The sequence below is a fragment of the Patescibacteria group bacterium genome, from assembly GCA_041662665.1.
GTDB lineage: Bacteria > Patescibacteriota > JABMPQ01 > JABMPQ01 > JAQVVF01 > JAQVVF01.
Window position 1 is genome coordinate 607,966 of sequence record JBAZSC010000001.1, and the last position, 15,308, is coordinate 623,273.

Below are 15,308 nucleotides of genomic sequence, written 5' to 3' on the forward strand. Positions count from 1 at the left end.
GTTATCGCCACCCAACTTTAGTTGGGGTTATATCAAAGCGAAATAATTTCGTTTTTTTGTTATCTTTAAGCCAAAAACCAAAAAATATTGACATTTTATTGAAAAAATGCTATCATTATATGTTCACTCAAGCCAGGGAGGAAAGAATGGCCAAGAATAAAAGACATGAATTGTTCGAAAGGTTGCATGAAATTCTTGGCAAATATCCGACTTGTCTCGAGACAAAGCCAGAAGATTTCAGATTCATCATGTTGAAACTTGCTCCAAACAAAGCAGAAGGTTTCCTGTTCGAAGGAAGAAATCTGAGAGATGACAAAATTTACAGATTTCTTGTATACAAAGAGGCAGAATCCATCAAATTCGTTCTTTCAATCGATGGTGAAATCACCAAGCAAAGCTCCTTCTATCCGACCGCCACAGAAATGACATCACTTTTCGAAGAAACTATCGACCACATCCTCATGTTCTAATAGACCCTAATCGGTCTTTTTTTATACAAAAAATCGGACAATCAGTCCGACTTTATAAACTTTATAACTTTAAGAACTTTATAGACTGTTAGTCATCACATTTTTAACAACATTAACTGGAATATTTACAAAATCCTTATAAATTTCACTTGCCGGCTTCCCATCCATGTATTCCGGTACTTGCAACCCCATATAATTCAAAACAGTTGGCGTAATATCCAAAATACTGATTGGTTTAATTTCCTTGCCAGCCAAGATATTTGGACCTAAAGACATAAATATTCCATCTTGATCATGATATGAATTTGTATGCGATGTCGTTTCCACAAAAAGTTTATCATCAAATCTTGCAACAGCCAATCTTTTTTCACCATTAACTTTAAAAATAATGTCTGGCGCTTCAGCAACATAATTTCCATGATATTGCTCTTCACATGACATTACTTCTGTAAAAACTTTATCGCCATTTGGATCAGTAACCAACTTTAATTTTTCAATAATTTCTGATCTTAATTTTTTATATTCTTCTTTACTGACAGTTCCATTATTCTCTCGACCTATCAAATTAATATTTACGCCCCAAGTTGATTTTGCGCCTAATTGAGCATAAGCAGTTGTATTTTTCCAATCAATCGTCTTTGTTGATTGCGGAATATTTTCTCTTATAATATTTTTAATTGATCTTGGAACAATATTCCTAAATTTATCAATAAACTTATTTTTAAATAATTTCTGTCTATCAAATTTAATTAAGTGAAAAAATCTGCGAAGTAGGGAAGTATTGCCTTGTTTTTCATGAACTTGTCTCCAGCCTTTTGCAACAACATCATTAATTTCTGATTTTTTGTATTGCATATAACCATTCTGATTCAACCAAGCCATGATATTAAATGTTTGATCATAATCATTAAAGCCATGATCAGACATAACAAATAATCCAGTTTCATTATCCATTAATTTCAAAATCTTGCCCATCAAATCATCAAGAGTTTTATAAGTCCTAATAACCTTGTCTTCTTCATGCCAAAAATCATGCCCACAAATATCTGAACAACGAAACACAATCATAGAAAAATCCCATTTTTCAGAAGTATAATATTTTTTCCAAATTTCATATCTTGCTTTATCAACTGAAACCATTGCATCAAATCTTTCTTCTCCGCCTTTATGTCGTAAATTTAATTCCATTGAATCAATAACATAATTTTGTTTTCGAAGCTCTTGTTCAAAAGACAATGGTTCAGCATATCTCTGAGTTGACAAAGATAATAGTCCGCCAACTAATTTGCCATTAATGCTTTCTGGAGGATAAGTCATTGGCACATTCCAAACCAAGCATCTCTTGCCATTTTCTGACAATATTTTCCATAATGATTTAACTTTTACATCAGAAAAAGTATGAATTTTTCGATCTTCAATATTGAATTTATGCGTTGATAAAAAATGAAAGATTCCATGTTTGCCAGGATTCACGCCAGTATAAAAAGAAGGCCAAGCTGGCACAGTCAAAAAAGGAATTGTACTTTTCAAAATTCCATGACTTCCTTTTTCTAAAATATGTTTGAATGTTGGCAATAAACCTTGATCACTATATTTTTTTATAGCTCTAAAAGTTCCGCCATCTAAACCCACGATTAACGCTTTTTTCATATATGATTTTTATTTTACTCTATATAATTTAGTCATAATATAATACGAATTTACGAATTATGCAAATGTTGCGAATATACAAATACGACGATTTGCATATTTGTATCATTTGCATTTATTTGTATATTCGTATTATATTTTCAAACAAAGACAAATACTTTCCACAAATTCTATCCCAACTATATTGTTTAGAATTATATTCAAATGAATTTCTGGCAAACAATCTCGCATAATCTGGATCATTCAAAAATTTATTTATGTTCTTTATGAATGATTTCGAATTCAGAGATTCAACTAAAACACCATTTTTTTTATTTTTAATTGCATCTTTGATGCCTTCAATATCAGAAGCCAAAACAGGTAAACCCCAATTTGAAGCTTCAATTGCCACAATTCCAAAACCTTCCAAATCATTCTTAATTTTTATATTTGGCATTACAAAGACATCAGATGCATAACAAACTCTTTTTAATTCTATTTCAGAAAGTCTGCCTAATAAAAAAACTCTATTTTCCAATTTCTGTTTTGAAATAATACTTTTGATTCTTGAAGCATCATTTCCAGATCCAACGATAAGATAATCAATACTTTCATCTAAATTTGGCATTACATTTTTCACAAACCAAGCCACGCCTTTTCTCTTTATTAATCTTCCGACAGTTATCAAAACTTTTCTTTTTTTCATCTGCTTTTTACAATATTTAAACAGATATTTTTTATAACTTGATTTAACTTTTAAATAAGACAATCTAGATTTATGCAAAGAACTCAAAACATCATTTTTATAAAAATCAACGCCATTTGGAATAAACAAGCACTTTTCTTTTGGAACATTTCTTTTCACACATTCATCAATTGTTGAATTTGAAACACAAATAACTTTATCCAAATGTTTTAATTGTCTGACAATAACAAATTGATACAAAGGATTTGAATAAGTCACATCCAATCCATGAGCAGTTATCAAAACAGGTTTCTTTGTTAAAAATTTCAAAATAGAACCTGCCATTGCCATAAAAGAATCGCAGAAATAAATCAAATCGCAATCGCGCGACATAAAAAAACCTTTGATTATAGAATAGGGAATAAACCAAACTAAATGCCATTGCGATCTTTTTAAAGCAATCAATCTTTTTTGACAATCAATATTCTCAATCAAACCCTTGCTATATTTTTCCATTCCACCAATTTGCGGTGGATATTTTCTAGTTATAAATAATACTTTCATAAATTTTAAAAGCACTTAAAATCAGCATCGTATCAGCGTTCGAAATCAGCGTAGAATCTGCTTCTATTTCCGAAATTCCATCCTTTTTATTTTATACAATATTTCCTCCAATAATTTTCTATTCCATCCAATTGCAGATCCTAACAGCCCAATCACTAACACTTGAAAACCAATCATCATCAAAGCACCAGCCAAAATCAAAGATTGAATATGGCCAGTTCCATTGCCAATAAGATAATAATATAAAAACCTAATAACAAATAATAAGCCAGCACCAAATAGAATAGAGCCCATTATACTCATTACTCGCAATGGTTTATAAATCGTAAAAGTTCTTGTTATAACCATCAAAGATTTTACAATGTGAGACGGAATGCTTTTGATCAATCTTGATTTTCTATTCACTTTCCTTGCACGAATTGGAACTTCAGCAATCAACATATCATGATCAAGAGCTTGAATTACTGATTCATGAGTATAAGTATGTTTTGATAAAATATTTATTTTCATTGCCGCTTCTTTTGTATAAGCTCGAAATCCAGAAGAAACATCATATTTTCTTGGCAAATCAACAACTTTATATACAATATAATTTCCAAACATGTTTCCATATTTATTGAATTTCGGCATAAAATCCAAATCTCGCACACATCTATTTGCAATCACAATGTCAGCCTTATTTTTCAAAATTGGAGCAATCAAATCAGGAATTCTTGTCTGATCATAGTGATTATCAGCATCAGTATTTACAATAATATCAGCCCCAAACCATAATGCAGCAGTTACCGCATCTTTGAAAGTAATTGCCAATCCTTTATTTTTTTTATGTGAAATAACATAATCAGCGCCAGCTTCTTTTGCGATGCTTGCTGTATTATCAATTGACCCATCATCCAAAACTAGCACTTCTACTTTTTTAATACCAAAAATCTGCCTAGGAATTTCTCTAATCACTTCAGCAATATTCGCTTCTTCGTTAAATGCCGGTATTGTAATAATTAATTTCATAGTAGAACTTTATGGACTTTATAACTTTAAAAACTTTATAAACTAATTATCATATATCATCTTACATTTTACCCCATAATAAAAAAAAATCAATCTTGACAGATTTAAAATATGTATCTATACTTATTTAATTGTTCCTTACCACCCACGAAGAGGAGGAAAGAAAAAGATGAAAATCGCCAAAATCAGAAAAAACAGAGCTATATCAGCTCAAAAAATCAGAGAAGACATGTATGCTACGCTTCTCAACTTTATGCTCGAACTCAACCAGCGTCTACCCTTTGACACAGATAGCCTCCATGAATTAGAAGGTATTACAGATGACCTTGAACAAAAAGGTGAAACAAGACTAGAGATTACAACAGATAAACCAAATCAAGTTATTGAAATTTTCGCTAAAATTAACACCAGACACAGCAACGATAGTGGTATTTTTCTTCCTGGCACAAGATTCTCACTTAGCATAGCTCCACCTGAAGTTAACAATTCAACAATCGTTTTACACATCAGATTAGTACTTTTCTAAACATATTACTCCTTATTAGGAGTTTTTTTATTTACAATAGATTCTTTACAAATCAAAAATATTTATCTATACTTATTCAATTGTACATTCTCAACTCAAGAGAGGAGGAAAGAAAAATGACCACCGACACAAACGAACTCAGAGAATTTCACAATAAATATCTAGAAGCACTTAAAATCGTCACAGCAATGCTTCAACAATACGAAAACGCTGTTCAAACACTACTAGATCAATATCCTGACATTCTCTCAATCATGACCCAAAGCGACTGGAATTACATGGTAAAACAAGCTCTGCTTTATGGAACACATTCTCAAGACTTTACAGGTTACAAATTACCAAAAAAATTTTTCTTCCAAAACCAATGCCTGACTATCAAACCGTCTCTTGAAATTTCTTTTGAAACGAAAGATGAAGACAATGAACCTTCGGGTTTCTGTACCACAAAAGTTACCATCAAAATTACTTCGCACCCTTTGAACCAATAGCTCCTGAATTAGGAGTTTTTTTATAAACACAACTTGACAGATCAAAATTATTTTTTTATACTCATTTAAATTGTTCCTTCAACAAGGAGGGAAAGAAAAAGTGACACCAGAAGAATCCGCAAGTTTTACCCAAGATCTCCAACATCTTTCAGAACATGGTTCTCGCTATTTAAAGTTATATTTTCTAGTTAGAAATGAATGGAAACGACTTTTTAGTAATCTGTATCTAGGCGAAAGTCCAAAAGATGTAGAACAAATTGCTCTAGAATTGATCATGAAAGGCAAATCAGAAAATAGCTTAGGACACTACGGAACGGTTGGAGATATCATTCAAGCGTATTTAAATTTCATGTCACTACTTCCCGAATCGGAAATTATTAATGTCGAAATGAAATGGAATGAGAGTACTGATAAACAAATTGATAAACCAAATATTTATATTGATGTTACATTTTTCCTAATCCAACATCCCTTGAATATTCAAAAAGACTAACCGCTCATTACTCCTTAATCGGAGTTTTTTTTATTTCTGCGTTTTTCTGCGTTCACTTCTGCGTATTTCTGCGTTGATTTAATAATAATTTAATCTGTCCAATTTCACCTTGTCTAAAAAATCTCGTTGCAAAAAGTAGAATAAAAAATAATATTAACAAACATAAATTCAAAAGTATGGATGTATAAAAAGAATAATTATTAAACAAATAGCTTAATGCCAAAAGACCGCCAGAAATTAAAACTAATTTGATAATTCTCATCCATTCATATACAACTTTATAATAAAAATTAGAAACAAAATAAGTTAAGACAACCATCAAAACAAAACAAACAAAAGTTGACCAGGCAGCAGCCATCATTCCATATTTTGGAATAAATATTATGTTCAAAATAATATTTAAGATTGCAGGAATTCCAACTAATAGGGGATAATATTTTGTTTTTTCTTCTAAATGCAAACCCGGCACAATCACAAAATGCATGCCGTACAAAACATAAGAAAAAGCAATCAATGGAATTATTTTATAAGCATCAAAATATTCTGGTGATGAAACAACTTCCACAATTTGTTTTGCAAAAATAGAAATTGTCAAAGCAATAAAAGAAGAAACAAGCAACCAATATGTCAAAGTTCGCGCATAAATTTGTTTTGTGTCATTTCTTTTTGCAACTGAAAAAGAAATCGTAGGCCAAGCAAGTTGAAAAGGAGTTACGAGTAAAATTGAAACTATAAATCCAATTTTATAACCAAGAGAATACAAACCAACCTCTGTCAAAGAATCATAAACTTTCAAAAAATATCTATCAGACAAATCCATTACCCACATTGCCAGAGATGCTGGAATAATTGGAATTCCAAAAGCAAATAATTTTCTCAACAAATCTTTTGAAAAACTTAATTTAAGATAAGGAATTAAATTAAAAAGGAAAGGCACGCTGATAAATACTTGAGCAATAAAATTACCAAGCATTATGCCAAACACACCCATTTTTGCAAACGCTACAAAATAAATATTTAGTCCCAAAACTAAACCAAACTTTAATAACGAAAAAATAATATATTTTACAGATTTTTCTTCGGCGCGAAAAACAGAAAAAGCAAGTGCCAAAAATACTGCAAACAAATTTGTAATCAATAATAAATTTACTAAATTTGCATATTGTGTTCCACCCAAAAATGTGTTTGCAATAAAATCTCTAAATAACCACAAAACCAAAGTGGATAAAATAGCAAGCGGAATTATAAACAAAAATGCAGTGCCAACCAATTGTTTCTGTTCAACGTCAGTCTTGCAATCTCTTTCATAACATTTAAAAATTGCCGAAGCAAAACCAAAAGACAAAAGCATTGATAAAATCAAAATCAAAGTATTCAAAATTTCCAACTGGCCATAATCAGCAGGTGATAAATACCTCGTGTACATTGGAATCAAAATAAACCCAACAATACTTTGCGCTAATGATCCAATAGCATAAACAAAAGAATGTTTAAATAATCTCCTAAATTGATCTAGCATTATTTAAAACCTAAATAAATTATTCAGCTTTCGTATCAGCGTTAGAATCAGTGCGTAATCAACTTCTACATATCAGCGTTCGAAATCAGCGCCGAATCAGCTTCTACATAAATTTAACACAAAAATACTATTTTGTGAATTTATTAAAAATGCTAAACTACATTAAACAACAAAATTATATTAAAAACAAAATGAAAAAAGTAACAATATCTCTTTTTATTGTTAGTTTAATAATTTTATTAGGACTTCCTGTCCAAGCCCAGCCTCAATTCATTTCAACTGATTTTATATTTGATTTTGCTGCTTATGGCGATCCTCAAAATAGTAATGTTGTTCATTTAGAATTAGTTGATCAAATTACTCCTTTAGCACCATCATTTACGTTAAACATGGGAGATATTGTCCAAAATGCGCTTCTTGAAGAACAGTGGACAATGTTTAAAACTGTAATAACTTCTTTATTAGTTCAGCCACTCAAAAAAGGACTTGATCGAAATTACTATCCGACAATTGGCAATCATGATATTCCTCTAGAAAATTATCAAAAAACTTTTGAACTAACATCAGAATATTATTCATTTGACTATCAAGGATATCATTTTATCAGCTTAGATACCGAAATAGATGGGTTGCCTGACAGTCAACAATATTCTTGGCTTCAAAATGATTTATCTATAGCAAATCAATCTGGAAAAAAATCGATTGTCTTTTTTCATGAACCTCTTTATGGAAGATTAATTCATTATACTGAAAATACGGAACTAAGAAATGCCTGGACTCCATTATTTCAACAAAATAATGTCAAATTAGTTTTTAATGGCCATGCTCATATTTATCAAAGAACATATCCATTATATGACAATGCAATAAACTATGATCAAGGCATAATTTATATTACAACAGGAGGAGCAGGTGGAGAATTAGGAATAATTGAGAATAACTGGTGGGCAGAAAAAGAAGAAAGTGTTTATCATTATGTTTATATTCAAATTACAAATAGCAAAATTATTATTAGCGCAGTAAACGAAGCTGGACAAATTTTTGACAATTTTGAAATCATTAACAATAACAATGAAAAAAATATTATTTCAACATCAACTGATCAAAGAAACAAAATTAATTTTTTTTCGGCATCAGGAAAATCAAAATCAAATTCATTTTACCCGCTGAATAATTCGTCAAAAACAGGAGTCAGACTTGCAAGCGGAGATATTGATCTAGATGGGAAAGATGAAATTATCACTGGAGCAGGACAAGGAGAACAATCATTAGTTAAAATATTTGAATCAGACGGAAGATTAGTAAGTAAATTTCATGCTTTCAAAAAAAATTATTTGGGTGGAATAGATGTTGCTGCCGGTGATATAAATAACGATGGTCAAGATGAAATTGCAGTTTCAAAACTAACGGAAAATTCACAGACAAAAATATTTAACTATAATGGAAAAACAATATATTTCGATAAAAAAGTTTTCAAAGAATTAATTGGTGCAACTGTTGCATTGGGAGACATCGACAATGATAAGCAAGACGAATTAATTATCGGAACAAATAATGGAATCAGATCTAAAGTCATTTTTTACGAAATACTTTCTTATTCAAAAAAAGGAAAGCTCAAAAAAATAGAAATTTCGCCATTCAAAAAAGAATATACAAATGGCATCGACGTTTCTTCTGGAGATATTAATGGTGATGGCAAAGAAGAAATCGGCATTTCAAAATTAAATAAAAAATCAAAAGTTAAAATTTACAAATACAATAAAAAAAGAAAAGTTTTAGGAAATTTTAATGCATTTAATAAAAAATATGTAACTGGTACAAACATTGATATGTTTGATACAAATTCTGATGGTATAACTGAAATAATTTCTAGTATGACTGAAAGTAAAACAAATCAACCTAAAACAATAGTTCATAATTATCTAGGCAATATTATAACTAAATCCTTTTTATCTATAAACAAAAAAATATCGAATAACGTTATTTCAATTGGAATAAATAAAAATAAATAATAAAAAATATGAAAAAAATAGTCGCGATTCTAACATTTTTCTTCATCTGTTGCATTTCTCAAAACGCAAATGCAGCTTATGGAGATGTCACAACATGGCTTAGCAGAATTTATACAGGCGATGGTGGACAACCTAGACAAGCATATTTAGACTTTTGTGAAGATGTCTTATTTGATAAAGGTGGCAATATGATAATTGCCGATACCTATAACAATGTTATCAGAAAAACAAACAGCAGTACGACAAAAATTATAACTTTAGCAGGTACAGGATCATATGGAGAACGAGATGGAAAAGCCAACCAAGCAGAATTTGGACAACCTCGTGGCCTTGCATTATCAGGAAGTACAACTTTTGTTGCAGATACTTGGAATCATAAAATAAGAAAAATATCTAATGGCAATGTTACTACAATAGTTGATGATGGATTATATTTTCCTGAAGGTGTTGAAGTTTATGGATCAACTCTTTATATAGCTGATACAGGACATGGATCAATTAAAAAAACATCTCTCAATGGGGGAAAAGTAACAACGCTCATAAGCGGAAAAGGATTAATTGCGCCTGTTAAACTTAGAGCTGATTTAACTGGTAAAAATCTTTATGTTGCAGATATAGAAGCGCATAAATTATTTAAAATTAGCACTTCAAATGGCACAATTGAAACAATTGCCGGAAGTACAGAAGGATACAAAGATGCGACAGGAACAAATGCAAAATTTCGTTTTTTAGCAGGTGTTGTTTTGGATGAAATACAAAACAGCCTTTTTGTAACAGATGGCAATGGCTCAACTGATTATGTCAGAAAAATAAATTTAGCTACCAGAGAAGCTACCACAATCGCAACTGATCCAATTATGGTTACTCTTAATTATCCAAAAGGTCTAGACATTAAAGGAAATTACATTTTTGTCGCCAATTCTGGCATCAGTTCAATACAAAGAATACATCGCTATACTGGAGTAACATTGCAAGATGGCGATCGTGTTGCTGGTAAAAAACGATTCGAAAACGATTTTGGAAAAAGAACACGCTCATTGGTGGGTCGTCCAAACGACATGATATATTCACTAAAGAAAAAGAATATTTATGTTGCTGAAAATAATTTAATTAGAAAAATTAGGGTAAAAGATCGTTTCACGAAACACGTAGTTGGAAGTGTTGTTGATGCATATAAAGAGGGTATTGGCTCAGCTGCACGATTTAGTAGTATTTCATCAATTATTTTAGATAAAACTGGCAAATACCTATATCTTACAGACCGTTGGAATAATAGGATTAGAAGAGTCAATTTAGCAACACAAGAAACAGAATTAGTCTCAGGCAGCGGCGAAAAAGACTGTACAGGACAATGTAATGGCTATGAAGAAGGCTCAAAAAATACAGCTCATTTTAGCAATCCTTCAGGAATCACTATTTCTCCTGATAATAAATATCTATACGTTACAGACACATCTAATAATCGAATTAGAAGAGTGGAAATATCAACTGGAGAAACATCATTTATAGCTGGCTCTGGAGAATCAACCTATGCAGATGGAATCGGCAAAACTGCATCATTCAACCGTCCTTATGCCATTACAATAAACAAGGCTGGAACAAAACTTTATGTCGCAGATTCATACAATAACAGAATCAGAGAAATCGATATAGCTTCAAAAAAAGTAACAACATTAGCTGGCAATAATATCCGTGGCTATCGTGATGGTTATAGAACAGATGCTTCATTTTCAACACCAAACTATGTCAAAATGGGGAGCGATAATTTTTTATATACAACAGAAGCTGGTACTCATACAGTTCGAGTCATTGATCCAAGAAATGGTTTAGTTAAAACAATCACCGGCACAGATACAAGAGGCTTTCAAAACGGAGATAGATATCACACTGAATTCAATAACCCATCAGGCATCTTGCTTAGACCAAAAAAAGGAAAATTATACGTTGCCGACACCTGGAATGATTTAATTAGAAAGGTTGACATCACAGGTTCTCACAAATTTTACGAAAAAGCTCCAGTTGTCACAGGAATTTTACCAACAAATCGTTATCCATATTCAGGAAATCCGAGTGAAACAAAATATCTTGATGTCACAGGTTTTAATTTTATGTCAGCTGCAACAGCATATTTTGGATCCTTCAAAGCCAATAAAACATATTTCAAAAATTCAACTGCTTTGACAGCTGTCATTCCATTCGGTAAAATGCCAAAAGGTACCTATGATGTTAAAGTTGTAAATATTGATGGCCAGGAATATACCAAAAAGGGTGCATTCGTTATTGAATAAGAATTCGAAAAGTAATTCGCAATATTCGAAAATTTATTTGAGTAATATTATGAAGTACAACGTTATTATGTTTAACATGTCAGAATTCCGAGAATGGAAATCTGGCATTGTTAATCGAAATTATCATATTTTACATAATCTATTAGAAAAGGATCAAATCAACAAAATATTTGCTGTCGATTTTTTGCCTTACACAAAAAAACGCGCTTTAAAAATTTTAATGCGTTCAATATTAAAATCACCTGGTGGCAAAAGAATTCATTTTGACTTAACTTCAAGATTAACAAAAATTAGTGATAAGCTTTACGTTTATTCAACAATAGATTCAATATTTAGCGAACAAAAAGTTTACAAAAAAATAAACAAACTGATTAACAAGTATGATCTTTTTAACAATTTAACAGTTAAGCAATCAAACAATTTATTAGTTTGGTCATATTTTCCAATGTTTTCTGGCTATTTTAACTATTTTAAAAATTCGAAAATTAATTCGCAAAAATTCGAAAAAGAATTCGAGTGCGTCAGCGTCTTTGATACAGTTGATAATTGGATGGAGCATCCAAACTTTACTAATTATAAAGACAGAATCAAAAATAATTATGAAATAATTTCTAAAGAATCAGATTATATTTTTACAGTTTCCAAAGATTTGCTTAACATTTTTCCAAACGCCAAAAATAAAGAATGGATTCCAAATGGCGTTGATCTAGAACATTTTAATAAAAAATCTGACAAAACAATAATCCATGCTGGTCATCCAATTATCGGCTATGTTGGTACAATTGAAAAAAGATTGGATTTTGAATTGATAAAATATTTAAGCCTAAAAAATCCAGAAAAATCAATTGTTTTAATTGGCCCAGTTTGGAAAAACGCTCAAGTTGATGAACTAAAATCACAAAACAATATTCATTTTCTGGGCAGAAAATCATATTCAGAACTTCCATATTATATTAATGAGTTTGATGTTTGTATCATTCCTCACAAAATTGACAAATTCACAAAATCAATGAATCCATTAAAACTTTATGAATATTTGGCTTGTGGCAAACCAATTGTTACAACCAAAGTTTCTGGCATCGAAAAGTTCCAAGAATTAATTTACACAGCTAAAACAAAAGAAGAATTCAATGAAAAAATAAGTCAAGCTTTATCAGAAAATAGTAAAGAGAAAATCGAAAGCAGAAAAAATGCAGTTCAAGATGAAAATTGGAAAAACAGAGTTAATCAAATGTTAGAAACAATCTCAAAATAAAACGCTCCGAAACTTGGTTTCCTGTGTTAATATTCACAGCCATTATAAATAAATTAGACTTAAATAAAATTTGCATATTTAGAAAATTAGTACGAAACCGAGTTTCTTAAGATAATTCACAATGAAACATTTCAAAAAATATTTATTCCCAATTCTTATAATCGCAATAGCGTTTCTTTTTTATTTTCCTTCTCTTAATGACAATTTTTTGTCAGACGATTATGATCATTTAATGTTTGCCAGATCGGTTGATAATGTAAAAATGATTCCGGGCATCTTCAAGATTCCAGGCGATATGTATCGACCAGTCATGAATTTATCAATTGTCATTGATTATTTAATTTATCATTACCATCCAACAGGCTTCCATTTTACAAGTTTATTATTATTTATTTTGTCTGCACTCTTAATTTATGCAATTGTCAAAAAGATTTCTAAAAATAGCTTAATGTCTTTTTTTGCTAGCTTAATTTTTATTGTCATTCCAAATCATTTCGAAACAACAATTTGGATCGCTGGCCGAACAGATTTGCTTGCTTGTTTTTTCTATTTATTAACAATTTATTTATTTATCCAATTTATTTTTAAAGAAAAATATTCTTGGCTCATTTTATCTTATTTAGCTGCCATTCCCACATTTTTCAGTAAAGAAATTTCCATGACCTTGCCATTCACAATTGCCTTAATCTATTTAGTCTACTTAAGAAAAGAATCAAAGTTTAGCTTCAAAAAAATATTCTTGCTTTGGCTACCTTATATTGCACTTCTCATCATTTACTTAGTAATTCGTAAACAAATCGTCGGCAGTTGGATCGGAGGCTACAGATTATTTGGCGAAGTGTCTTCAACGTCTTTCTCTCCAAAAGCAATTTTATTGCCATTTTATTTTGTAAAATATCTATTTAATTTTGATTACCTTGCATCTTTTATTCCCAAATTTGCTACCAATTTTTCTGCTAATTTAGTTGCCATTTCAGGAATTGCAATTTTTTCAATTACAGCATTTTTATTAAATTTAAAAAATCTCAAAAATCTAAAATTTTGGAAAAATATTGTCTTTTTAATTTTCATTACATATTTCGTCTCCATTCCAAATTTTTCAATTCTGCCTTCTTTGAAATTAAATTTAATGAATACTAGAGTCTTGTACATCGCCTCAATTCCAATTGCCATTTTAATCTCATATTTAATTTTTTCTACCCTCCCCATGGGAGGGGTGGGCAAAAAGCTAAGAATAATTTTTGCATCTTTGATTTGCATTATCTTTAGCATCGGATTTTTCTTTAATTACATGCCTTGGCACAAGGCCCAAGCTAAATCAAAAATAATTCTAGATAGTATACAACAATTGCATCCAGAATTTTCCCAAATAGTTTATGCAACTTATGACAAAGAATTATTTTTCAAAAATTTGCCAGACAATATTTATGGCGCCTTTGTTTATCGCAATGGATTTCCAGAAGCTTTAAGAATTAAATTTAATAATAAAAAGATTTTCGTAAATCCAAAAGAAAAAATTGTTTGGGTTGTTAAAAATAATAAGGATGCCATTACATCTTTATGTAATTTCAAAAAAAATCCGCAGACAACTGGAATTCAAGTTTTTAATTGGAATGACCTAGATGAAGTAAACAGATTTATTGAACAGCCAAGCATCGCCGAAAAACAAGAAAATAAAAAAATACTTAAACAACAATATTCTCAGCAAATTCAAGAGTTTAATCAACAATTAAACAATTTAGCGCTTGAGCAATTTAACAATATAAATTCAAGTGGAAAAACAACAGCATTAAAAAGTCCTGAATTAAATTTTCCTCCACAAATTATTGATGAATTAAGTTTTAAAATGACAGCGCAACAAAATTCTATCGCTGACTTTTTATGGCGTACAAAAAATTCAAAATTTAACGACTTAAATAATAATATTTTACTGCCAATTAAAGCAGGGGATAATGAATACAAAATTGATTTAACAAAATGCCCAGCCTGGTTTACATCAACAACAAATGATATCAACCAATTTGAATTAATTCCAACTGAAAAAAGACAGAAAATTAAAATAGATAATATAGAAATAAAATAAAAAAATCATGTTTTCACATGATCAAAAGTTCCATTTTATGCCTTTCTTCAACGAATCAATTCGTTTGAATGCTATTAAAATAATTATTACTGCTTCGCCTAAACCAAGAAACAAAAGACCCTCATCCCCCTCTTTTAAATAGAAACCACCCAGTATTAACATAAAAGAAAGAAAAATCCCAAATTTCCAAAATCGTATTGAATCAAGCCAACTCTTTTTCTTAGCAAAGAAAACATATGAAATAATAATTGTACAAGAAAACATTACGATACAAAACAAACACTTTAG

The 15,308-nt window shown here is 30.4% G+C and carries 12 protein-coding genes; 8 read left to right on the top strand and 4 right to left on the bottom strand.

Annotation, left to right across the window (positions count from 1 at the left end):
* Positions 1-119: 119 nt before the first annotated feature.
* Complete coding sequence (locus WC663_03100) at positions 120-470, top strand: hypothetical protein (protein ID MFA6296314.1); 351 nt, start codon at positions 120-122, stop codon at positions 468-470.
* 78 nt (positions 471-548) lie between these two features.
* Here the strand turns inward: WC663_03100 and WC663_03105 are convergent, their stop codons facing one another.
* The 3 genes from WC663_03105 to WC663_03115 all read right to left on the bottom strand — a co-directional run bounded on the left by WC663_03105 (position 549) and on the right by WC663_03115 (position 4,356).
* Positions 549-2,120 carry an alkaline phosphatase family protein gene (locus WC663_03105; protein MFA6296315.1) on the bottom strand — a complete coding sequence of 524 codons (1,572 nt, stop codon included), beginning with the start codon at positions 2,118-2,120 and terminating at the stop codon, positions 549-551.
* A 115-nt stretch (positions 2,121-2,235) separates the two neighbouring features.
* A complete protein-coding gene (locus tag WC663_03110; GenBank protein ID MFA6296316.1) occupies positions 2,236-3,348 on the bottom strand; it encodes a glycosyltransferase family 4 protein in 1,113 nt (370 codons plus the stop codon).
* A 63-nt stretch (positions 3,349-3,411) separates the two neighbouring features.
* Complete coding sequence (locus WC663_03115) at positions 3,412-4,356, bottom strand: glycosyltransferase family 2 protein (protein MFA6296317.1); 945 nt, start codon at positions 4,354-4,356, stop codon at positions 3,412-3,414.
* Positions 4,357-4,609: 253 nt separating this feature from the next.
* On the opposite strand from WC663_03115, the gene WC663_03120 reads away from it, so the two are divergent.
* The 3 genes from WC663_03120 (at position 4,610) to WC663_03130 (ending at position 5,863) form a co-directional block, all read left to right on the top strand.
* On the top strand, positions 4,610-4,882 hold the full coding sequence (locus WC663_03120) for a hypothetical protein (protein ID MFA6296318.1): 273 nt from the start codon (positions 4,610-4,612) through the stop codon (positions 4,880-4,882).
* Positions 4,883-4,998: 116 nt separating this feature from the next.
* Positions 4,999-5,370: a hypothetical protein gene (locus WC663_03125; GenBank protein ID MFA6296319.1), complete on the top strand. Its 372-nt coding sequence runs from the start codon at positions 4,999-5,001 to the stop codon at positions 5,368-5,370.
* A gap of 100 nt (positions 5,371-5,470) precedes the next feature.
* On the top strand, positions 5,471-5,863 hold the full coding sequence (locus WC663_03130) for a hypothetical protein (GenBank protein MFA6296320.1): 393 nt from the start codon (positions 5,471-5,473) through the stop codon (positions 5,861-5,863).
* Positions 5,864-5,915: 52 nt separating this feature from the next.
* Here the strand turns inward: WC663_03130 and WC663_03135 are convergent, their stop codons facing one another.
* Positions 5,916-7,382, bottom strand: a complete 1,467-nt coding sequence (locus tag WC663_03135; protein ID MFA6296321.1) for an oligosaccharide flippase family protein — start codon at positions 7,380-7,382, stop codon at positions 5,916-5,918.
* Positions 7,383-7,573: 191 nt separating this feature from the next.
* On the opposite strand from WC663_03135, the gene WC663_03140 reads away from it, so the two are divergent.
* The 4 genes from WC663_03140 (at position 7,574) to WC663_03155 (ending at position 15,020) form a co-directional block, all read left to right on the top strand.
* On the top strand, positions 7,574-9,394 hold the full coding sequence (locus tag WC663_03140) for a metallophosphoesterase (GenBank protein ID MFA6296322.1): 1,821 nt from the start codon (positions 7,574-7,576) through the stop codon (positions 9,392-9,394).
* Between the two features lie 8 nt (positions 9,395-9,402).
* Positions 9,403-11,682 (top strand): IPT/TIG domain-containing protein, encoded by a 2,280-nt coding sequence (locus WC663_03145; GenBank protein MFA6296323.1) that lies wholly within the window; start codon positions 9,403-9,405, stop codon positions 11,680-11,682.
* A complete protein-coding gene (locus WC663_03150; GenBank protein MFA6296324.1) occupies positions 11,639-12,937 on the top strand; it encodes a glycosyltransferase in 1,299 nt (432 codons plus the stop codon). The genes WC663_03145 and WC663_03150 overlap by 44 nt, the downstream gene beginning before the upstream one ends.
* A 208-nt stretch (positions 12,938-13,145) precedes the next feature.
* Positions 13,146-15,020: a glycosyltransferase family 39 protein gene (locus WC663_03155; protein ID MFA6296325.1), complete on the top strand. Its 1,875-nt coding sequence runs from the start codon at positions 13,146-13,148 to the stop codon at positions 15,018-15,020.
* Positions 15,021-15,308 lie beyond the last annotated feature (288 nt).